Consider the following 20319-nt stretch of genomic DNA (forward strand, 5'->3'; position numbering starts at 1 on the left):
GCCGGCGATCGGATTCACGCGAGCGTGCGGACGTTCGGCTCACGATCCCAGTAACGCTGCTTGGCGGCGTCGACGAACGCCTCCAGGTCGGTGACGCCAGCATCGGGTTCGACGCCGGCCTTGTCGAGCAGCGGCTTCGCGGCGTCGTTGTGGCCGATCGCCTTCAGGTGTCCGAAGGCGTCCATCACCCATTGCACCGCCGCGCCTTCCTTCACCAGTTTCGCGCAGGCCGGCGCCGCCAGGATCACCGCGCAGGCATCGACCGTGACCGAGGGTTGGCCGAACAGCTGCGCATCCGCCTGTACCGTCGTGCCGTCCGACAGCGGCACCGCGCCGACCTTGGGCGCGATCGTCAGCGGATGGCCGCCCGCCGCCTTCACCGCCGCGATCGTCGTCTCGAACTCCTCGCGATCGGTGCCGTCGGCGAACAGGATGCCTACGGTGCGGCCCTCCAGCGTGTGCTTCTCCAGCGGGCCGCGCACGATGCGCAATGCCGGCGACGGCGCCATGTCGAGCACCGGGGCGCTGGTCGGCGCGGCCGCCGGCAACTTCATCGCGAGGCCATCGGCGACGCGCTGCGCAAGTTCCTCGTCGACGTTGCGCAGGTTGGAAAGCTGCGTGGTGCGGATGTGCGGGAGCGAGACCTTGCTCAACTCGAACACGAATGCCGAGGCGATGTGCGCCTGCTCGGCCTTGTCCATCGATCGCCAGAACAGTCGCGCCTGCGAATAATGGTCGGCGAAGCTCTCTGCTCGGATGCGAAGCTTCTGCCCGGCTTCCTCGGCCGGGAACGTCTTGAAGCCGTTCGGATCCTCGCGCGGGCCACCGGCTTCGCCGGCCAGGTGCAGGCTGTTCGGCTCGTAATTGGCGCGGCCCTTGGGCACTTGCATCTGCATATGCCCGTCGCGCTGCATGTTCATGAACGGACAGCCTTCGCGGCCCTTCGCCTGATTGATCGGCAGCTGATGCCAGTTGGTCGAACCCAGCCGCTTGATCTGCGTGTCCTGATAACTGAACAGCCGGCCCTGCAGCAGCGGATCGTTCGAATGATCGATGCCCGGCACCATGTGGCTGGGGCAGAAGGCGACCTGCTCCGTCTCGGCGAAGAAATTGTCGGGATAGCGATCGAGCACCATCTTGCCGACGATCCGGACCGGCAGGACTTCCTCGGGGATGATCTTGGTTGCGTCGAGCACGTCATACGGCTGGCTGTTCGCGAATTCCTCGTCGAACAACTGCACGCCCAGATCCCATTCGGGATAGTCGCCGCGCCCGATCCGCTCGAAGAGGTCGCGGCGCTGGAAATCGGGATCGGCGCCGGCGATCTTCACCGTCTCGTCCCAGATCGTCGAGGCGAGCCCGGCGCGCGGCTTCCAGTGGAACTTGACGAAGGTGCTCTTGCCCTCCGCGTTGACGAAGCGGAAGGTGTGGATGCCGAACCCCTCCATCGTCGCAAAGCTGCGCGGCAGCGTGCGGTCCGACATCGCCCACATGATCATGTGGGTGGATTCGGGCATCAACGAGATGAAATCCCAGAACGTATCGTGCGCGGTCGCCGCCTGCGGATAACCGCGATCGGCCTCCATCTTGGCGGCATGGATCAGGTCGGGGAACTTCATCGCGTCCTGGATGAAGAAGACCGGGATGTTGTTGCCGACCAGATCCCAATTTCCCTCGCGCGTGTAGAATTTCACGGCGAAACCACGCACGTCGCGCGGCGTATCGACCGAGCCCGCGCCGCCGGCGACGGTCGAGAAGCGCGTGAACACCTCGGTGCGCTGGCCCTTCTTGCCGAACAGGTCCGCACGGGTGATGTCGGCCAGGCTGTCGGTGCACTCGAAGTAACCGTGGGCGGCCGAACCGCGCGCATGGACGATCCGCTCCGGGATGCGCTCATGGTCGAAGTGGTTCATCTTCTCGCGATAGACTTCGTCCTCCAGCAGCACCGGCCCGCGCGCGCCGACCTTCAGCTGGTTCTGGTTGTCCGACACCGGCATGCCGTGGTTGGTGGTCAGCACCGGATGATCGGCATCCGTAATCTGATGCGTCTCGCCGCCGTTGCCGGCAGGGCGGGTGATGGTATCGGTCATGCAGAATCCTCGCGCTCGAGACCGGCCGGCATCGGCCCGCGCTCTCGCGAAGATGAAAGGGCTGGCGAGGCGGTGCGGTTCCGCAGGAAAGCGACTCATTCACACCAGTGTCACGCCCGGTAAAGTCTGCGTTTACGTACCTGGGCTAGGCCCACGGGCATGACGATGGCCTTCCGCGCCCTGCCTGCAACGATCACGACCGGGCGATCGGGGGACGTCGTCGCCGCCGATTGGGCGACCGACGCCAGCAAGCTGCCGCGCGACGCGGCGCTGCTCGATGCGGTCACGCTGCTGCGCGCGACACCCGACGTGCGGATGATCGCGATCGTCGATGCGCACGACCGTCCGTGCGGCGCGCTGCTGGAGCGCGACATGCGCGCGCTGCTGTTCAGCCCGTTCGGCCACGCGCTGCTCAGCAATCGCGGGCTGTCGATGGGCGTAGCGGGCAAGATGCTGCCATGCCCGACGGTCGAGATCGGGATGCCGGCCTTCGCGGCGCTGACCGCATGGCGCGCGATCGCGAACGCCGAGGGACTGATCCTGACGCGCGCCGGGCGCTTCGCCGGGATCGTCGATCAGCCGCGCCTGTTGCGGATCGCCGCCGAGCAAGCCGGGCGGACGCAGGCGGCGGAGCGGGAGCGCGCGGCGCGTATCGAGCACGCCGCCCTTGGCTTTCGCGAACGCGGTCGCGCGATGATCGACGGACTGGGCGAGGTCTCGCGCCACGTCGACACCGCCTCGCAGCGGATCGCCGACCGCGCCGCCGTGATCGACACCCGCACCGGCGCGGTGGCGATCGCGACCGGCGGTGCGGCAATGAATCTTCAGGCGATCGCCGCGCGGGCGCAGGACTTCGCAGGCGCGCTCGACGCGGTGGAGCAACGGATGCGCGCCGCCGAGGAGGCGACCTGCCGGGCGGTGACGCGCACCCGGTCGAGCGCGCAACAGATCGCCGCGCTGACGCAAGCTGCGGAGGCGATCGCCGCCGTGAGCGCGCAGATCGACACGATCGCGCAGCAGACCGGGATGCTCGCGCTCAACGCCGCGATCGAATGCGCGCGAACGGGGAATGCCGGGCTCGGCTTCACCGCGGTCGCGGGCGAGGTGAAGGCGCTCGCCACGCAGACCCGCACCGCCGCGCGCGGGATCGCCGGCCATGTCGCACACATCCGTACCGCGATCGCGACGGTGTCGGACGGGCATTCCGGGATCGCGGACGCGGTCGGCGCGATGGAGCAGCTGTCCGCCAGCGTGATCGCGGCAGTGCGCGATCAGGGCGCCGTCGGACGCGAGATCGGCGCCAACGTCGCCGAGGCAAGCGTCGCCGCCACCGAAATCGAGGGCAACGTCGCCGACATGCTCGATCGCGCGCAGGAAGCCGGCGACGATGCCGCGGCGATGCGCGCGCTCGCCGAGCGGCTGGCGGCGCTCGCCGCCGCGGCGGAGGCCGGCATCACCGGGTTCCTGGGCGAGCTTGATGCGCCGCCCTGGCCGGCAGACATCGCGCAGGAAGACCTACAATCCAGCGCCACCGTCCTCGTGGCCGACGCGGGACCCGCCCGGATCCGCGATCACGGTCAGCCCCGATGATCCTGCACGTCGGCCAGCAGCGCCCGCACCTTCGACGCCAGCCCTTCCATCGTGAACGGTTTCGTGAGCAGCGCCACGTGCGGGTCCAGCTGTCCGCTGCCGATCACCGCATTCTCGGCATAGCCGGTGATGAACAGCACGCGCAGCGTCGGGAAGCGCGTCAGCGCCGCGTCCGCCACCTGCCGGCCGTTCATCGCGCCCGGCAGACCCACGTCGGTGACCAGCAGGTCCGGCTGGATGCCGCTGTCCAGGATACGCACCGCCGCGGCGCCGTCGCCCGCCTCAAGCACGGTATAGCCGAGTTCGTCGAGCACCTCGATCACCAGCATCCGCACGGTCGGTTCGTCATCGACCACCAGCACCGTCGGCAGCCCCAGCGAGGGCGGTGCGCGGTCGAGCGGCAACGTCGCCTCTTCCTCGTCGCTGGGCGCGCCATGATGCCGCGGCAGGTAGATGCACACCGTCGTGCCCGCGTCCGGCTCGCTATAGATTCGCACCTGCCCGCCTGACTGGCGCGCGAAGCCGTAGATCATCGACAGGCCGAGCCCGGTGCCCTCGCCCTGTGGCTTCGTGGTGTAGAACGGGTCGAAGGCGCGCGCCTGCACCTCCGGTGTCATGCCGGTGCCGGTGTCGCTGACGCATAGCGAGAGATACTGGCCCGGTGGCAAGTCGCGCGGGCGCGCGGCACGCTCATCCAGCCAGCGATTGGCAGTCTCGATCGTCACGCGCCCGCCCTCGGGCATCGCGTCGCGCGCGTTGATGCACAGGTTGAGCAGCGCATTCTCGAGCTGGTTTGGATCGACCAGCGTGTTCCACAGCCCGGCAGTGCCGACCACCTCCAGCGCGATCCCCGGCCCCAGGGTACGGTGGATCAGTTCCTCCATTCCCGCCACCAGCCGGTTCACGTCGGTGGGGCGCGGATCGAGCGTCTGGCGACGGGAAAAGGCGAGCAGCCGGTGCGTGAGCGCCGCCGCACGCCGCGTGGCGCCCTGCGCGGCGACCACGTAGCGATCCAGTTCGCCGATCCTCCCCTGCGACACGCGGATCTGCATCATCTCCAGCGCGCCGGAGATGCCGGTCAGCAAGTTGTTGAAATCGTGCGCCAGCCCGCCGGTCAGCTGCCCGACCGCCTCCATCTTGTGCGCCTGCCGCAATTGCTCCTCGACCGCCATCAGCGCGGCGGTACGGGTCTCGACCTCCTGCTCAAGTCGCTCGTTGAGGTCGGCCAGTTCGCGTTCCGCACGGCGGCGTTCGACCGCGTGGCGCGTCCGCTCCGCCACCTCGCGAACGAAGGCCAGTTCCTCCTCTAGCCACTCGCGTGGCTCGGCATGGTTGAGATAAAGGAGTGCGACGAACCCGCCTTGTTCGGTCACCGGCATGTTGATGAACGACATCGCCGCCAATTGCCGCAGCCCATCCGCGGTATCGCGGGTGCGGTCGTCCTCGCGCACGTCGCCGATCGCCACCGTCACGCCGCGCTTCAGGTCCTCGATGTAGCTGCCGTAATCGCGGAAGTGCAGCACGCCCGGCAACGGGGCGACGCCCTCGGCACAGAAGGCGCGCTCGGTGGTGATCGTCTCCGCGACCGGATCGACGATGCCGTAGCCGGCGCGGCTGACCTCCAGCGTGGCGCCCAGCACGCGCGCCGCCGCCAGCGCGAGATCGCCCGCGTCACCCGGTTCGCGCAATCGGTCGCCCAACTCGACCAGCGCCGCCAGCCGCAATTCGGCCCGCTTGCGCATGTCGACGTCGAAGCTGATCCCCGGAAAATGCGTCACGCGGCCATCTTCGTCGCGATCGACCCGACCTTGCGCCGCCACCCAGCGCCATCGGCCGCCCGCATGGACCCGATACTCCTCCTCGAACGGGTCGCCGGTCGCGAGGCTGTGCGCGATCGCCGCCTGCACGCCGGGCAGGTCGGCCGGCGCGATCCCTTCGAAGAACGCGGCGATCGGCGCCCCGGCCACGGCCTGCGCCGGATCGACGCCATATAGCTGCGCGAAGCCCGCGTCGGAGGTGACGCGGTCCGCGATGATATCCCAGTCCCACCGGCCAACGGCCGGGGCATCGGGCAAGTAACGTGGTGATAGCGAAGGATTGTCGGACATAGCCGGAGGCGAACGCGACACGGCATCGTCGGTTGCGCGCAATCGCGCACCTGCCGTCGGCTTGACTTTTGTGCCGCGATCGGCCATTTGGCACGGTATCGAGGCGTTGGCAGCGTGATCGGACCTTATGGTCCCGGCTCCGCCTCGGTCGTTTTTCACGGGCTTCCCAAGTCACGCGGGGTGTCGATCTTCCCCGCCACTCGTGCGTCCGATGACGTGCGGGTCGCGCCTGTACAGGATAGTTTTCATGTCTTTCGCTCATCTCGGCCTCGCTGAGCCGCTCGTCCGCGCCCTTGAAGCCAAGGGTTATACCGAGCCTACGCCGATCCAGCGCGACTCGATCCCGACGTTGCTGGAGGGCCGCGACCTGCTCGGCATTGCGCAGACCGGCACCGGCAAGACCGCGGCATTCGTGCTGCCGTCGATCCAGCGCCTGAACGATGCCGGCAAGAAGGTATTGCCGACGCACTGCCGGATGCTGGTGCTCGCCCCGACCCGCGAACTGGCCAGCCAGATCGCCGAGTCGGCGCGCGGCTACGGTCAGTTCTCCCGGATGTCGGTCGCGACCGTGTTCGGCGGGACCAGCATCAACAAGAACCGTGCCGACATGAGCCGCGGCGTCGACATCCTCGTCGCCACGCCGGGCCGGCTGATCGATTGCGTCGAGCAGGGTTACATCAACCTGTCCATGATCGAGATCCTGGTGCTGGACGAGGCCGACCAGATGCTCGACCTCGGCTTCATCCACGCGCTCAAGAAGATCGTGCGAATGGTGCCGCGCAAGCGCCAGACGTTGTTCTTCTCGGCGACGATGCCGGTCGCGATTCGCGATCTGGCGTCGCAATTCCTCATCGATCCGGCCACCGTCTCGATCAAGCCCGCAGCGACCACCGCGGAGCGCGTCGATCAGTCGGTGATCTTCTGCAATCAGTCCGAAAAGCAGGCGCTGCTGACGATCCTGTTGCGCGACATGCCGGTCGATCGCGCACTGGTGTTCACCCGCACCAAGCACGGCGCCGATCGCGTCGTGAAGCTACTGGCCGGCAACGGCGTCGCCGCCAATGCGATCCACGGCAATAAGAGCCAGCCACAGCGCGAGCGGGCACTGGGGCTGTTCAAGTCCGGTGAAGTGCCGATCCTGGTCGCCACGGACATCGCCGCACGCGGCATCGACGTGTCGGGCGTCAGCCACGTCTTCAACTTCGAACTGCCGAACGTCGCCGAGCAATACGTGCACCGTATCGGTCGCACCGCGCGCGCCGGCCGCAGCGGCGAAGCAATCGCCTTCTGCGCGGACGAGGAGCGTCCGTACCTCAAGGACATCGAGAAGGTGACGCGGCAGAAGATCCCGGTCAGCGAGCTGCCCGAGGACTTCCTTCACCAGGCCGAGCAACTGAAGGCGCAGCGCGTGAAGACGATCGGTGCCGATCCCGCCCCGCGTGAGGAACGTCCGCGCGGGCAGCGCGGCCCGGCCCGCCCCAAGGCGAGCCACGCTCCGCGTGCGACGCCGGGTTCGGCGCAGGGCGGCCGCAATTATGCGAACGCCAGTGCCGGTGGCGGCGGTGCCCGTCGCAGCCGTGGCGGACGCGGCGGTGGCGGCGGCGGCGGCGGCGGTCGTGGCCGCGGTGGCGCCACGGCGGCACAGTAAGCGCGGCCGGGTAGACAGGGGGCGGGAAACGGCTCCCTTCTACCCGTCCGTCATTGCTAACGCAGCGATTGTCTCGCTGCGCTCGCAATGACGTTTCGGCTATTTGGACGCCTTGCGCAGCGCGAGCCGCACCAGCGCGTCCAGCGACGCAGCCTCGCCCAATTCCTCTTCCGCCTGCGCGACCGCGCTCGCGGCCTCGGCCGGGCGGAAGCCCAGGTTGAGCAACGCCGACACCGCGTCGGCCCCCGCGCCGACCGGCACCACCTGCGCCGCCGCCGCCGGACCGAGCGCGACGCCACCGACCTTGTCCTTCAGTTCGCGGACGATCCGCTCGGCCAACTTCGGCCCGACGCCGTTGGCGCGAGCGACGGTCGCCTTATCCTGCGCCATCACCGCGCGGCTGATATCGGCGGGCTCCAGCGCCGAGAGGATCGCCAGCGCCACGCGTGCGCCGACGCCCTGCACCCCGGTCAGCAGCCGGAACCAGTCCCGCTCGGCAGCGCTTGCGAAGCCGACCAGGCGGATGAACTCCTCCGCGACCAGCATCTCCGTGAACAGCGTCGCGCCCTCGCCGACCGGACCGATCGCGGCCAGCGTGCGCGCCGACGCGCCGACCAGATAGCCGACGCCGTGCACGTCGATCACCGCATGGTCGATGCCGGTCGAGGTGAGGATGCCCTTGAGATGCGCGATCATGGGCCGGGGCGGTAAAGCAATGCGCGCGGCGCGTCACGCACGCCGATCACGCCGGCGGGGGCGAGCCGGTCGGCCCGCCCCACATCGGATCAGGCCAGCGTCAGACCGACATCGACATTGCCGCGCGTCGCGTTCGAATACGGACAGATCTGGTGCGCGGCATCGACCAGCTTCTGCGCGGCGTCCTTGTCGACGCCCGGAAGGTCGACGAGCAGGTCGGCGGTGATCCCGAAGCCGCCTTCGGAACGCGGGCCGATTCCGACGGTCGCGGTGACCTTCACGTCGGCGGGTACCTTCACCTTCAACTGCTGCCCGGCGACCTTCAGCGCACCGATGAAGCACGCCGAGTAACCGGCCGCGAACAACTGCTCGGGATTGCTCCCCTCGCCGCCGGCGCCGCCGAGTTCCTTCGGCGTGGACAGCGCGACGTCGACGCGGCCGTCATCGCTGCGTGCGTGGCCGTCGCGGCCGCCGGTGGCCGAGGCAGTGGTGCTGTACTTCACGTCTACGGCCATGATGAATTCCCTTGGTATCGCGATAATCCATATCGCGATATCGGTATAGGTGGTGTGAAGCCTGCCGTCCAGCGAAAAATGTGTCGCGATAACTATCGCTGTGGTAACGACATGTCATGGCTTCCGCTCGCGCGCTCGACGACCAGCTTTGCTTCGCTCTCTATGCCGCGAGCATGGCGGTAGGCCGCGCCTACAAGCCGATGCTCGACGCGCTCGGCATCACCTACCCGCAATATCTCGTGCTCCACGCCTTGTGGGAGGAGGACGCGCGCACGGTCGGGGCGATCGCCGAGCGGCTCGCCCTGGAGTCGAGCACCGTGACCCCGCTGGTCAAGCGCCTCGAGGCCGCAGGGCACGTCACGCGGCAGCGCGATCCCCGCGACGAGCGACAGGTGCGCGTGACGCTCACCGACAGCGGACGGACGCTGCGCGAACAATGCGGTTGCCTCGGCGAGACGCTGGTCGCGCGCAGCGGCATGTCGCTGGCGCAGATCGACGCGCTCAACCGCCAGGTGTCTGCACTGCGCGCCGCACTCGCCGAAACGCTGCCTTCCTGAACGAACCGCCCGCTTGCGCGACAGAATGACACAGATTCGTCGCAGCCGCGGGACGGTGTTGCGACAGGCGCGCGCTATCTCCTGATCGGTGCCGCCGCTGCCGCGGCGCTTGTGCAAAGGAGCGTATGATGAACCGTTTTCACCTGATCGTCGCCGGGCTCGGCCTTGCCGGCGTCACCGTCCCCGTCGTCGCCAGCGCCGCACCGTGGCAGTCGATCAACGCCCGGCAGGACCGGCTGGAGCAGCGCATCGAGCGCGGCATCCGCAGCGGCCAGCTATCGCGCCGCGAAGCAATGCAGTTGCGCACGCAATATCGCGAGATCGCCCGCCTGGAGGATCGCTACCGCCGCAGCGACGGGCTCTCGGGCCGCGAGCGTCAGGACCTCAACCGCCGCTTCGATGCACTGAGCGCGCGCGTCCGCGTCGATCGGCAGGACCGCCGTCACCGCTGAGCCGCCTCCGCCAGCAGCGCGTCGTCGATCGCGACGGCGCGCTGCCACGCCGGGCGTTGTTGCAGCCGGTCGAGATAACGCATGAACGTCTCGCGCTTTTCCAGCAGGCCGAACTGGGTGAACCAGGCGACCGCGCTGCCGACGTAGACGTCGGCGGCGGTGAAGCGATCCCCGGCGATATAGTCGTGCGCCTCGATCGCGCGCTCCAGCGTGTCGACCGCGCGCGCGAAGCTGGCGTAGCCGACCATCCCCTGCTTGTCGGGGGGAACGGTGACGCCCAGCACCTTGTCGACCATCGCCGCCTCCAGCGGGCCGGCGGTGAAGAACATCCAGCGCAGGTACGGCGCGCGCTCCTCCGGGCGCGGCGCCAGCCCGGCGGCGGGGAATGCCCCGGCCAGATAGGCGCAAATCGCCGCCGCCTCGCTGACCACCGCCCCGTCGTGCACGATCGTCGGCACCTTGCCGAGCGGATTGACGTCGGTCAGCGCGCTGGGCTTGTCGGTCCAGTCGACCAGCACCGCCTCATACGGCTCGCCGACCTCCTCCAGCATCCAGCGCACGATCCGCCCGCGCGACATCGGGTTGGTGAAGAAGGTAAGCGTCATGCGCGTGCGTCCAGATGGGTGTGGAAGAAGCCGATCGTCCGCCCCCATGCGAGATCGGCGGCGGCCTTGTCGTGCCGCTCGGCCGAGGTATCGTTGTTGAAGGCGTGATCCACGCCGGGATAATCGAAGGCCTCGACCGGCTTGCCCGCCGCCTTCAATGCCGCCACCCACGGGACGCCGGTCTGCGCGACGCGCGCGTCCTTGCCGGCATAATGCAGCATCAGCGGCACGGACAATTTCGGGGCCTCGGCAGGATCGGGCGCCGGCCCGTAATAGCTGACCGCGGCGGCAAGCCCCGGCCCGGCCGCCAGTGCGACGCGGCTCACCAGCGCGCCGCCCCAGCAAAAGCCGACCGTCCCCACCTTGCCGGTGCCGTGGGAGAGCTTGCCGAGCCGCCCGATCGTCGCCACCGCACCGGCCAGCACCGCGTTCATGTCCGCCGTGCCGATCAGGTCGCGGGCGCGGTTCTCGTCGGCAGGCGTGCCGCCCTGCGCGGAGAGGAAGTCGGGCGCCACCGCAAAGAAGCCGGCCAGCGCGATCCGGCGCGCGATATCCTCGATATGCGGTTGCAGCCCGCGGTTCTCGTGGATCACCATCACCGCGCCGATCGGGCCACCGGGATTGCGGGGGGCGGCGAAATAGCCCGTCATCTGCGCGCCGCCACCGATCGCATAGCCGCCCTTGCGCGTCACCAGCCGCGGATCGGCCACATCGGTCAGCGCCGCGGCGGCCGGCGAGGCGGCGATGCCGATGATCAGCGCTTCGGCCGCAGCGGCCGATCCGGCGAGCGCCGTCATCTGGCGCAGCAGCGTGCGGCGATCACGATGTTCGTGGGTGAAGGCGTCGTACAGGCCGATCGCCCGGTCGCGCAGGCTGGGATCCATGGCGTCTCTCTCCACGATTCGCGGGGTTTAGGCCGCGAGCCTAACGGGAAGGGATGACGGGCGGAAGGCCGGTGCGGCGGGAGCGGACGCTGCCGCTGCGAAGGCAGCAGCCGATCGCCGTCGCGTCAGGCCGGATCACCCACCGGGATCGGCGCGAGCGCAGCGGTTGGTCCAACGCACGAACCGCTTACACGCCCTGCCGTCGCGACGGCACCGGCGTAACGCTATGCCTTCTCCAGCGTGCATTGCAGCGGGTGCTGGTTCTGCCGGGCGAAGTCCATCACCTGGCTGACCTTCGTTTCCGCCACTTCGTAGCTGAACACGCCGCATACCCCGACGCCCTTCTGATGGACGTGGAGCATCACCTGCGTCGCCTCCTCCATGTTCATTCGGAAGAAGCGTTGCAGGCACAACACGACGAACTCCATCGGCGTGTAGTCGTCGTTGAGCATGAGGACGCGATACGGCGTCGGTTTCTTGGTGCGGGTACGCGTGCGCGTAGCGACGCCGACGCCGGTGCCGTCACCGTCGGCATCGTCGCTACGGCCCGCGGCCATCGGGACAATCTGCTGCTGCATGGACACTGCGCGAATATGGCACCACCGGCGGCAAGGGCAAGCCCCGCCGTTGCGCAAAAAGGGCGGCCGCGTCGCCGCGGCCGCCCCCTTTACCGATGATCGCGAACGATCAGGCCGCAGGGCGGAACTTGTCGGCGGCGGTCGCCAGACGGTTCTGCAGCGGCTTGGCGACGTCGCCGGCCAGCTTCAGCGTGGCTTCGGTCGAGCGCGAGGCTTCCTTGACCAGCGCGTCGAACGCCGTGCGGACGTATTCCGCCTGGATCTGCATCAGCTCGTTCGGCGACTTCACCGACGCCAGCGACTGGATCATCTGCGCGGTGCTCTCATACTGGGTGCGCGCGAAGGTAGCGGCGTCCTGCCCCATCGTCTCGAACGCCTGCGCGGCGATGCGGGTCGATTCGACCAGCGCCTCGACGTTGCCCTTGCCGAACTCGGCCATGTCCTCGGCGACCTTGCGGGTCTTCTCGACGGCGCCGCGGGTCTGCTCGCCGACGTTCGCGAACGCGGTCTTGGTCTGCTCCTGCGCCTTTTCGGCGAACGACGTGACGGTCTCGTTCATCTTCGTTTCCTTCTTTTCAAAAGAGGCCACCGGAGCGGCGGGTTCGAAAGTGGTCGCGGCGGCGGGCGCCGCGGCGGTCTCGGCGGATGGTGCCAAGACCATCGATGCGTGCTGCGGCGCGCTGACCGCGTCCGGCTTCGGCGTCGCGGCTTCCGGAACGGGAGCGGACGCCTCAGCAACAGCGGGCGCCGGTTCACCGGGCGCAGGCTTTGCGAGGACTGCCGGGATGGCGGGCTCTGCCGGAAGTACCGGGCTGCCTGCTACCGCCTTGGCTGGTGCAGGCTTGGCTGGTGCAGGCTTCATCGCGGCGCGCGGACGACCCCTGGTCGACGACATCGCCTTCTTTTCCTCGCCCTTGCCGGTTTCGTCCACCATCTGTGCCCGCTCCGTTGATGCTGCGGTGCACAATAGTGATTTTTTACTTTCAGGGCAAGCTTATTGTGCGGTGCAGCAAGCCCTCACCGCGCGCGGACGTAGGCGCCGGGTGCTGGCTCGAGTGCCCGGAGCGTGCCTTGCCCGGGCACCCGCGCGCCCGTCGTCGCCGCCGTTTCCGGGTTCAACGCGCGCAGCCATGCCGCCCAGTCGTTCCACCAACTTCCCTTTACTTCGCGCGCGCCGGCCACGAAGTCGTCCAGCGTCGCCGCGGGTGCGTCATTGATCCAGTGCTGGTATTTGTTTGCCGCCGGCGGATTCACCACGCCGGCGATATGCCCCGACCCCGCCAGCACGAAGCGCAGCGGCCCGCGCAGATGATGCGTCATCTTCCACACGCTTTCGGCCGGCGCGATATGATCCTCGCGCCCCGCCTGTACATAGGCCGGGGTCTCGACGCGGGTCAGGTCGAGCGGAACCCCGGCGACGGTCATCGCGCCCGGCTGCACCAACAGGTTGTCGCGATAGAGATCGGTCAGGTACGACAGGTGCCATTTCGCCGGCAGGTTGGTGACGTCGCTGTTCCAGTGGAGCAGGTCGAACGGCACATAATCCTTGCCGAGCAGATAGTTGTTGGTGACGTAATTCCAGATCAGATCGCGGCCGCGCAGCAGGTTGAAGGTCAGCGCCAGATAGCGTCCGTCCAGATAGCCCTGCGGGCTCAGCGTCCCGATCATCTTCAGTTGCTCGTCATCGACGAAATGCAGCAATTCGCCTGCGCGGCTGAAGTCGACCTGCGCGGTCAGGAAGGTCGCGCTGGCCACCCGGTCTGCCACGCCCTTGGCCGCAAGCAACGCCAGCGTGGCGGCGAGCGTGGTGCCCGCAACGCAATAGCCGACCGTGTGCACCGCCGGCACGTCCAGCACGTCGCGCACCGTGTCGATCGCATCCACCTGCGCCGCGACGTAATCATCCCAGATCACGTCGGCCATCGCGGCGTCGGCCGACTTCCACGATACCATGAAGACGGTGATGCCCTGCTCCGTCGCCCAGCGGATAAAGCTCTTTTCCGGGGTGAGGTCGAGGATGTAGAAACGGTTGATCCACGGCGGGAAGATCACCAGCGGCGTCGCCAGCACCGACTCCGTTGTCGGTGCATATTGGATCAGCTCGTAAAGCGGCGTGCGTTTGATCACCTGCCCCGGCGTCGCCGCCAGGTTGCGCCCGACCTCGAACGCGCCGCCGTCGGTGTGGGTCAGCTGTCCGCGCCCCATGTCCGACAGCATGTTGGTGAGCCCGGTCAGCAGGTTCTGCCCGCGCGTCTCGATCGTCTTCTCGATCACCTCCGGGTTGGTGACCGCGAAGTTCGAAGGGCTCATCGCATCGACGAAGCCGGCGGTGGTGAAGCGCAATTGCGCGCGCGTCTTCTCGTCGACGCCCTCCAGCGTGTCGACGCCGCGCAGCATATGGTCGGCGATCAGCGCATAGCTCTGCCGCATCCAGTCGAACGCCGGGTTGGCGCGCCACGCCGGGTTGGCGAAGCGGCGGTCCTTCTCCTTCGGACGCTCCGCTTCGGCGGCGGGCGGCGTCGTGAAGCGCTGCCACATGTCGAGGTAATCGGTCCAGAAATCCCGCGCCTGTTCGGCGATGGTCTGCGGCGGAGCGAGTGGCAGCCCGGCCTCGAGCATCATTTGCTGCGCGCGGCCCATCAACCACGTCCAGTGTTGCAGATCGGCAAGGTCGGGAGTCGCTGGCTTCTGCTCGGTCACGCTTTATCCTCTCACTGCCATGCTAACGTAATCACGTTGCGGCGCGAAGTCGGCGCTACGGCTTTTTGTTGCGCGGGGTGTGATCGCGCGCTCGATTGCGCGTATAGCCGGACGCGCAAAGGAGTATGGTCCCGTGTCCGACGAATTCTACCGCATGAAGCGCCTGCCGCCCTATGTCATCGCCGAGGTCAATGCGATGCGGGCGCAGGCGCGCGCGGGTGGCGAGGACATCATCGATCTGGGCATGGGCAACCCCGACCTGCCGCCGCCCGAGCACGTCATCGCCAAGCTGGTGGAGGTCGCGCAGAAGCCCGACGCGCACGGCTATTCGCAATCGCGCGGCATCCCCGGTCTCCGGCGTGCGCAGGCCAATTACTACGGCCGCCGCTTCGGCGTCGACATCGATCCCGAGACGGAGGTCGTCGTGACGATGGGCTCGAAGGAGGGGCTGGCCAGCCTCGCCACCGCGATCACCGCGCCGGGCGACGTCGTGCTGGCGCCGAACCCGAGCTACCCGATCCACACGTTTGGCTTCATCATCGCGGGCGCAACGATCCGCGCGGTGCCGACCACGCCCGACGAGCATTATTTCGAGAGCCTGCAACGCGCGATGGAATTCACCATCCCGCGCCCCAGCGTGCTGGTCGTGAACTACCCGTCGAACCCGACCGCCGAGACTGTCGACCTCGCCTTCTACGAGCGGCTGGTGGCATGGGCGCGCGAGAACCAGGTCTGGGTCCTGTCCGACCTCGCCTATTCGGAACTGTATTTCGACGGCAAGCCGACGGTCTCGATCCTGCAGGTGCCCGGCGCCAAGGACGTCGCGATCGAATTCACCAGCCTGTCCAAGACCTATTCGATGGCCGGGTGGCGAATCGGCTTCGCGGTCGGCAACCGCAAGCTGATCGCTGCGATGACGCGCGTGAAGTCGTACCTCGATTACGGCGCGTTCACGCCGGTGCAGGCCGCCGCATGCGCCGCGCTCAACGGCCCGCAGGACATCGTCGAGAAGAATCGCCAGCTGTATCACAAGCGCCGCGACGTACTGGTCGAGAGCTTCGGCCGCGCCGGCTGGGACATCCCCGCCCCGCCGGCCAGCATGTTCGCCTGGGCGCCGCTGCCCCCCGCGCTGCGGCATCTCGGCTCGCTCGAATTCTCCAAGCAGTTGCTGACGCATGCGAAAGTCGCAGTGGCGCCGGGCGTCGGCTATGGCGAGAACGGCGAGGGGTTCGTGCGGATCGCGATGGTCGAGAACGAGCAGCGGCTTCGCCAGGCGGCGCGCAACGTGAAGCGCTATCTACAGAGCATGGGCGTCAACACGCCCGGCAAGATCGCCGGGTGACCGGTCCATCGCCCCGGCGTGACCGGGGCGGTGGACACCGGATTCCACGCCGACGTTCGCGATCGTCGACCCGCCGGCTGCATTTTTCTGCAAACCATTGTTGCAATGCGGCCATGACCGGCCCCATCGTGGTCCCGTGCTGAGACAGTACGAACTGATCGACCGGGTCCTTGACTACGATCCCGACGCCGACGAGGCGATGCTCAACCGTGCCTACGTCTTTTCCGTCAACGCACACGGGACGCAGAAGCGTGCGAACGGCGATCCGTATTTCAGCCATCCGATCGAGGTGGCGGGGATCCTGACCGAACTCCACCTCGACGACGAGACGATCGCCACCGCGATCCTCCACGACACCGTCGAGGATACCGTCGCCACCTCGGAGGAGATCGAGCGCATCTTCGGCGCGAACATCGCGCGGCTGGTCGACGGCGTCACGAAGCTGAGCAAGATCGAGGCGCAGACCGAGAACGAGCGCGCCGCGGAGAACCTCCGCAAGTTCCTGATGGCGATGTCCGGCGACATCCGCGTCCTGCTGGTGAAGCTCGCCGACCGGCTCCACAACATGCGGACGCTGCACTTCATCCCCAAGCCGGAGAAGCGCCGCCGCATCGCCAGGGAGACGATGGACATCTACGCCCCGCTCGCCGAGCGGATCGGCATGTACGAGTTCATGAAGGAGATGCAGACGCTCGCCTTCGCGCAACTCGAACCCGAGGCCTATGAGTCGATCACCAAGCGGCTGGAACAGCTGAAGGAAGGATCGGGCGGCGATCGGATCGCCAAGATCGGCTCGGGGCTGAAGCTGCTGCTCGGCCGCGCGGGCATCGAGACGCAGGTGTCGGGACGCGAGAAGCATCCGTATTCGATCTGGCGCAAGATGCAGGAGCGCCACATCAGCTTCGAGCAGCTGTCGGACATCATGGCGTTCCGCGCGATCGTGCCGACGATCGAGGATTGCTACCGCACACTCGGGCACATCCACCGGCGCTGGCCGGCGGTGCCGGGGCGGTTCAAGGATTATATCTCGACGCCGAAGCGCAACGGCTACCGCTCGCTGCACACCAGCGTGATCCACGCCGAGAACCGCCGCATCGAGATCCAGATTCGCACCCCCGACATGCATGCCGAGGCGGAGTTCGGGCTGGCCGCGCACTGGGCCTACAAGCAATCGCAGGGCGCCACCGCGCCGGTGCGCCCGGATTCGCAGCAGGACTGGATCGCCGACCTGGTCGAGATCCTCGATACCGCGGCGACCCCCGAGGAATTGCTCGAGCACACGCGCATCGCGATGTACCAGGATCGCATCTTCGCGTTCACGCCCAAGGGCGAGCTGATCCAGCTGCCCAAGGGTGCGACGCCGATCGACTTCGCCTATGCGGTCCACACCGATCTGGGCGATCAGGCGGTCGGTGCGAAGGTCAACGGCCGCGTCGTGCCGCTTTCGACGGTGCTGGAGAATGGCGATCAGGTGCAGGTGCTGCGTTCGAAGGCGCAGGTGCCGCAGCCCGCGTGGCTGAAGGTCGCGATCACCGCCAAGGCGCTCGCCGCGATCCGCCGCCATCTGCGCAACGAGGAACGCGAACAGACGATCGCGCTGGGACGCAAGCTGTACGACGACATCGTCCAGCGGCTGCCCGCGACGCTTGCCGACCATGCGATCGACGAGGCGCTCAAGCGGCTGAAGCTGCCCGACGAGCCTGCGTTGCTCCAGGCGATCGCGCGCCGGACCCTCACCGACGGGCAGGTGATGGAGGCGCTGATGCCCGGCTCGGCCGGCGCCGACGTCGCGCACGCGCCGCCGCAATCCAGCGCGATCTCGATTGAGGGACTGGCACCCGGCGTCGCCTACGAGCTGGCCGAATGCTGCCACCCGGTGCCCGGCGATCGCATCGTCGGACTGCGCCGGCCCGACGCCTCGATCGAGGTCCATGCGATCGACTGCCGCGTGCTCGCCGACCTGGCCGAGCGCGGTGAGGACGAGACCGACTGGATCGACGTGCAATGGGGCCATGCCACCGAGGGCGCGACCGCACGCATCTCGGTCGAGGTCCGCAACCAGCCCGGTGCGCTGGGGATGCTGGCGACGATCATCGGACAGCACAAGGCGAACATCATCAACCTGCGCCTCGACAACCGCGACACGCAGTTCCACACCAACGTCATCGACGTGGAGGTGCACGATGCGCACCAGCTGATGCGCCTGCTCGCCGCGCTGCGCGCCGCCGACGCGGTGAATGCGGCAGAGCGGGTCTGACGGCGAACGGCGACAGCACGCTTCCGTTCGAGCGGCTTCGTGCGGCTCGTACGCACATCCTTCATCAACTCGCGGTGACCCTGCCGTAGGCTGGATCAACATTCGGCGCTGCACGGGTGCCGGACTGCTCGCCGATGAAGATTGTCGAGCTGTTCAGGCGAGAGGCGCTGCCACGACCGGACAGGATCGCTCGCTCCATCCGTCACTGCGACCGTAGCGAAGCAATCCAGCGTTCCGCGCGACGCCCTGGCTTGTTTAGCCATGCTCGCAACAACGGGCTGCCAGGAAAACCGGCGGAGTGTCGATCGGCGCTAGAAGGCCGCCCAGTCGTCATCCGGCTCCACCTTGAGCGCAAGATTACCGCGCACCGCCGGCACCGCCCGCGGCGCGGCACGCGCTGGCATCGGCCGCTTCGGCGCGGGCGCGGGGCGCTCGATCACATCCACGCGGAAGCGGTTCACCTGCCCCTCCAGCGTCACCGTCTCGGTCGTGAGCAGGCGGCACGCGGCGGTCACTTCCTCGACCATCGCGGCATTCGCCTGCGTCGCGCTGTCCATCTCGCCGATCGCGACATTGACCTGCCCGATGCTCGCCGCCTGCGACCCCGCACTTTCCGCAATCGCGCTGACGAAGCGCGCAATCTCGCTGATCCCGGTGGTGATGGCGCGCAGCGAGGCGTCGGTCTCCTGCGCCAGCTCCACACCGCTGCGCACGCGCTGCACGGTGTTGGTGATCCGCGCATTGATGTCGCGCGCCGCGTCGGCCGAGCGTTCGGCCAGCGCGCGCACTTCGCTGGCGACCACGGCAAATCCCTTCCCCGCGTCGCCCGCCCGCGCCGCCTCGACGCCGGCGTTGAGCGCGAGCAGGTTGGTCTGGAACGACAGTCCATCGATCAGCGCGATGATCTCCGCGATCTCGTTCGACGAGCGCTCGATGTCGCTGATCGCGGTCATCGTGCGGCGCACGATCTCCTCGCTGTGGCGCACGTCGGCGGTGGCGCGATCGACGACGCCGATCGCCGCCTTCGCCTGATCGGCCGTGCCACGTACCGAGCTTGCGATTTCGGTCACCGCCGCTGCGCTCTCCGCCAGGCTGGCGGCCTGCTGTTCGGCACGCTGCGCGAGATCGTCGGTGGCGGCATGCATTTCGGCGGTACTCGTCGCGATCCCGCCCGCGCTACCGCGCACCGTGCCGAGCGCGGCGGCCAGCCGGCCGACCGCAATGTTGAAGTCGCGCTCCAGCGCCGCATATGAAGGCGGGAAGCCGCTCAACGTCACGCGCAGATCCGAATCGGCGAGCTTCGCCAAGGCGGTACCGACCTCTGCCATCACCTGCTGCTGCTCGGCATCCGCCTGCGCCTTGGCGGTCGCCGCGTCACGGAACACCAGCACCGCGCGCGACATGCTGCCCAGTTCGTCGCCACGATCGGTGTCGGGCACGGTCAGCCGGTGGTCACCCTTGGCCAGCGTGTCCATGACGCCGGTAAGCTGCACGATCGGACGCGCGAGGGCGCGGGCGAGCAGCATCGACACCGCGATCGCGACACCGCACATCACCAGCCCGCCCAGCAGCAGTGCGAGCTTTCCGGTGGTCAGCGCCGCAACCCGCGCCGCGCTCGCCGCCTCGCCGCGTGCCGTCTCCTCATCGCGCAGTGCACGGAGTGGAGCGAGGACCGGGATCATCGTCACCTTCTTGGCAACCGAGCGCAGCGCCTCCTGCGCGCCGAGCCGGTCGACACGCGCCTTCGCGATCAGCGGGTCGCCGACCTCGCGGCGCCAATCGGCGGCGCGGGCGAGCGAGTCCTCCACCTTGGCACGTCCATCGGGCATGTCGGCGAGCAAGGTGCGCAGTTTGGCGGCGGCGGTTTCCCCCTGCTCCTGCCCTTCGCGATATTGCTTCAGGTAGCTTTCGTCGCCGGTCACCAGGAAACCGCGCATCTGGCTGTTCTGCCGCAGGATGCCGATCTCGATCTGCATCGTCTGCGCCAGCACCTCCTGCCCGCGGCCGCTGACGGCGCTCGTCGCCTCGATCCGCGCCAGGATCGTCCACAGCACGGTCATCATGACGAGCACGGCGAGGATCACCGCGCAGAAGGCGGCGGCGATCTTCTTGCCGATCGGCATGGAAGCAAACATCAGGCGGTCCCCGGGTATTGTCGTCGGGCCGCCGTGCCCGCAAAAGGCCGAAAATCCGGTTAAGAGGCTGTAATCCGCGCCGTGTTTTGCTGGTCCGCACCCACCGGCCCGGCCGCTGCCCGATGCGCGGGTCACACCGCGAACGGTCAAACTCCGCACCAC

15 protein-coding genes and 2 pseudogenes are annotated in these 20319 nt (G+C 68.1%); 6 read left to right on the forward strand and 11 right to left on the reverse strand.

Annotation, left to right across the window (positions count from 1 at the left end):
• Positions 1 to 14 precede the first annotated feature (14 nt).
• Positions 15 to 2090, reverse strand: a complete 2076-nt coding sequence (locus SPHPHY_RS0117245; protein WP_022687938.1) for a catalase — start codon at positions 2088 to 2090, stop codon at positions 15 to 17.
• Positions 2091 to 2255: 165 nt separating this feature from the next.
• Between SPHPHY_RS0117245 and SPHPHY_RS20545 the strand changes: the two genes are divergently transcribed.
• A complete protein-coding gene (locus SPHPHY_RS20545; protein ID WP_231370449.1) occupies positions 2256 to 3680 on the forward strand; it encodes a methyl-accepting chemotaxis protein in 1425 nt (474 codons plus the stop codon).
• Here the strand turns inward: SPHPHY_RS20545 and SPHPHY_RS0117255 are convergent.
• Positions 3668 to 5329: pseudogene (locus SPHPHY_RS0117255) on the reverse strand (ATP-binding protein); the annotation flags it as partial. The gene SPHPHY_RS20545 and the pseudogene SPHPHY_RS0117255 sit on opposite strands and share 13 nt — an antisense overlap.
• A gap of 120 nt (positions 5330 to 5449) precedes the next feature.
• Positions 5450 to 5875, reverse strand: a pseudogene (locus SPHPHY_RS22830) (PAS domain-containing protein); the annotation flags it as partial.
• A gap of 160 nt (positions 5876 to 6035) precedes the next feature.
• On the opposite strand from SPHPHY_RS22830, the gene SPHPHY_RS0117260 reads away from it, so the two are divergent.
• Positions 6036 to 7436 (forward strand): DEAD/DEAH box helicase, encoded by a 1401-nt coding sequence (locus SPHPHY_RS0117260; RefSeq protein ID WP_022687941.1) that lies wholly within the window; start codon positions 6036 to 6038, stop codon positions 7434 to 7436.
• Between the two features lie 99 nt (positions 7437 to 7535).
• Here the strand turns inward: SPHPHY_RS0117260 and ruvA are convergent, their stop codons facing one another.
• Positions 7536 to 8132 carry a Holliday junction branch migration protein RuvA gene (gene ruvA / locus SPHPHY_RS0117265; RefSeq protein WP_022687942.1) on the reverse strand — a complete coding sequence of 199 codons (597 nt, stop codon included), beginning with the start codon at positions 8130 to 8132 and terminating at the stop codon, positions 7536 to 7538.
• Between the two features lie 89 nt (positions 8133 to 8221).
• A complete protein-coding gene (locus SPHPHY_RS0117270) occupies positions 8222 to 8647 on the reverse strand; it encodes an organic hydroperoxide resistance protein (RefSeq protein ID WP_022687943.1) in 426 nt (141 codons plus the stop codon).
• Between the two features lie 116 nt (positions 8648 to 8763).
• On the opposite strand from SPHPHY_RS0117270, the gene SPHPHY_RS0117275 reads away from it, so the two are divergent.
• Both SPHPHY_RS0117275 and SPHPHY_RS0117280 read left to right on the forward strand, forming a co-directional pair.
• Entirely contained in the window at positions 8764 to 9204 is a 441-nt protein-coding gene (locus tag SPHPHY_RS0117275; RefSeq protein WP_022687944.1) for a MarR family winged helix-turn-helix transcriptional regulator, read from the forward strand.
• 128 nt (positions 9205 to 9332) lie between these two features.
• On the forward strand, positions 9333 to 9656 hold the full coding sequence (locus SPHPHY_RS0117280; RefSeq protein WP_028057073.1) for a hypothetical protein: 324 nt from the start codon (positions 9333 to 9335) through the stop codon (positions 9654 to 9656).
• Here the strand turns inward: SPHPHY_RS0117280 and SPHPHY_RS0117285 are convergent.
• From SPHPHY_RS0117285 to SPHPHY_RS0117305, 5 genes are all read right to left on the reverse strand, one after another.
• Positions 9647 to 10261, reverse strand: a complete 615-nt coding sequence (locus SPHPHY_RS0117285; protein ID WP_022687946.1) for a glutathione S-transferase family protein — start codon at positions 10259 to 10261, stop codon at positions 9647 to 9649. The two genes, SPHPHY_RS0117280 and SPHPHY_RS0117285, sit on opposite strands and share 10 nt — an antisense overlap.
• On the reverse strand, positions 10258 to 11145 hold the full coding sequence (locus tag SPHPHY_RS0117290; protein WP_022687947.1) for a dienelactone hydrolase family protein: 888 nt from the start codon (positions 11143 to 11145) through the stop codon (positions 10258 to 10260). Before SPHPHY_RS0117290 ends, SPHPHY_RS0117285 begins: the two co-directional genes overlap by 4 nt.
• 224 nt (positions 11146 to 11369) lie before the next feature.
• Complete coding sequence (clpS, locus tag SPHPHY_RS0117295; RefSeq protein WP_022687948.1) at positions 11370 to 11702, reverse strand: ATP-dependent Clp protease adapter ClpS; 333 nt, start codon at positions 11700 to 11702, stop codon at positions 11370 to 11372.
• A 130-nt stretch (positions 11703 to 11832) separates the two neighbouring features.
• Positions 11833 to 12657, reverse strand: coding sequence for a phasin family protein (locus SPHPHY_RS22590; protein WP_022687949.1), 825 nt, complete (start codon positions 12655 to 12657; stop codon positions 11833 to 11835).
• 83 nt (positions 12658 to 12740) lie between these two features.
• Positions 12741 to 14363: a PHA/PHB synthase family protein gene (locus SPHPHY_RS0117305; protein WP_081645453.1), complete on the reverse strand. Its 1623-nt coding sequence runs from the start codon at positions 14361 to 14363 to the stop codon at positions 12741 to 12743.
• Positions 14364 to 14556: 193 nt separating this feature from the next.
• Here SPHPHY_RS0117305 and SPHPHY_RS0117310 point away from each other — a divergent pair, with 193 nt between their 5' ends.
• Together SPHPHY_RS0117310 and SPHPHY_RS0117315 are read left to right on the forward strand one after the other, a co-directional pair.
• Positions 14557 to 15765 (forward strand): LL-diaminopimelate aminotransferase, encoded by a 1209-nt coding sequence (locus tag SPHPHY_RS0117310; RefSeq protein WP_022687951.1) that lies wholly within the window; start codon positions 14557 to 14559, stop codon positions 15763 to 15765.
• Positions 15766 to 15901: 136 nt separating this feature from the next.
• Entirely contained in the window at positions 15902 to 18022 is a 2121-nt protein-coding gene (locus SPHPHY_RS0117315; protein ID WP_022687952.1) for a RelA/SpoT family protein, read from the forward strand.
• Positions 18023 to 18333: 311 nt separating this feature from the next.
• Here the strand turns inward: SPHPHY_RS0117315 and SPHPHY_RS0117320 are convergent, their stop codons facing one another.
• The gene (locus SPHPHY_RS0117320; protein ID WP_022687953.1) at positions 18334 to 20157 is read right to left on the reverse strand and encodes a methyl-accepting chemotaxis protein; all 1824 of its coding nucleotides are present in this window, start codon (positions 20155 to 20157) and stop codon (positions 18334 to 18336) included.
• Between the last annotated feature and the right edge of the window lie 162 nt (positions 20158 to 20319).

Source organism: Sphingomonas phyllosphaerae 5.2 (assembly GCF_000419605.1).
Lineage (GTDB): Bacteria > Pseudomonadota > Alphaproteobacteria > Sphingomonadales > Sphingomonadaceae > Sphingomonas > Sphingomonas phyllosphaerae_B.

Coding starts and splice junctions, on each gene's coding strand:
- SPHPHY_RS0117280 (WP_028057073.1), top strand. CDS start 9,333: ATGAACCGTTTTCACCTGATCGTCGCCGGGCTCGGCCTTGCCGGCGTC.
- SPHPHY_RS0117290 (WP_022687947.1), bottom strand. CDS start 11,145: ATGGATCCCAGCCTGCGCGACCGGGCGATCGGCCTGTACGACGCCTTC.
- SPHPHY_RS22590 (WP_022687949.1), bottom strand. CDS start 12,657: ATGGTGGACGAAACCGGCAAGGGCGAGGAAAAGAAGGCGATGTCGTCG.
- SPHPHY_RS0117270 (WP_022687943.1), bottom strand. CDS start 8,647: ATGGCCGTAGACGTGAAGTACAGCACCACTGCCTCGGCCACCGGCGGC.
- SPHPHY_RS0117305 (WP_081645453.1), bottom strand. CDS start 14,363: ATGGGCCGCGCGCAGCAAATGATGCTCGAGGCCGGGCTGCCACTCGCT.
- SPHPHY_RS0117245 (WP_022687938.1), bottom strand. CDS start 2,090: ATGACCGATACCATCACCCGCCCTGCCGGCAACGGCGGCGAGACGCAT.
- SPHPHY_RS0117320 (WP_022687953.1), bottom strand. CDS start 20,157: ATGTTTGCTTCCATGCCGATCGGCAAGAAGATCGCCGCCGCCTTCTGC.
- SPHPHY_RS0117275 (WP_022687944.1), top strand. CDS start 8,764: ATGGCTTCCGCTCGCGCGCTCGACGACCAGCTTTGCTTCGCTCTCTAT.
- ruvA (WP_022687942.1), bottom strand. CDS start 8,132: ATGATCGCGCATCTCAAGGGCATCCTCACCTCGACCGGCATCGACCAT.
- SPHPHY_RS20545 (WP_231370449.1), top strand. CDS start 2,256: ATGGCCTTCCGCGCCCTGCCTGCAACGATCACGACCGGGCGATCGGGG.
- SPHPHY_RS0117260 (WP_022687941.1), top strand. CDS start 6,036: ATGTCTTTCGCTCATCTCGGCCTCGCTGAGCCGCTCGTCCGCGCCCTT.
- SPHPHY_RS0117285 (WP_022687946.1), bottom strand. CDS start 10,261: ATGACGCTTACCTTCTTCACCAACCCGATGTCGCGCGGGCGGATCGTG.
- clpS (WP_022687948.1), bottom strand. CDS start 11,702: ATGGCCGCGGGCCGTAGCGACGATGCCGACGGTGACGGCACCGGCGTC.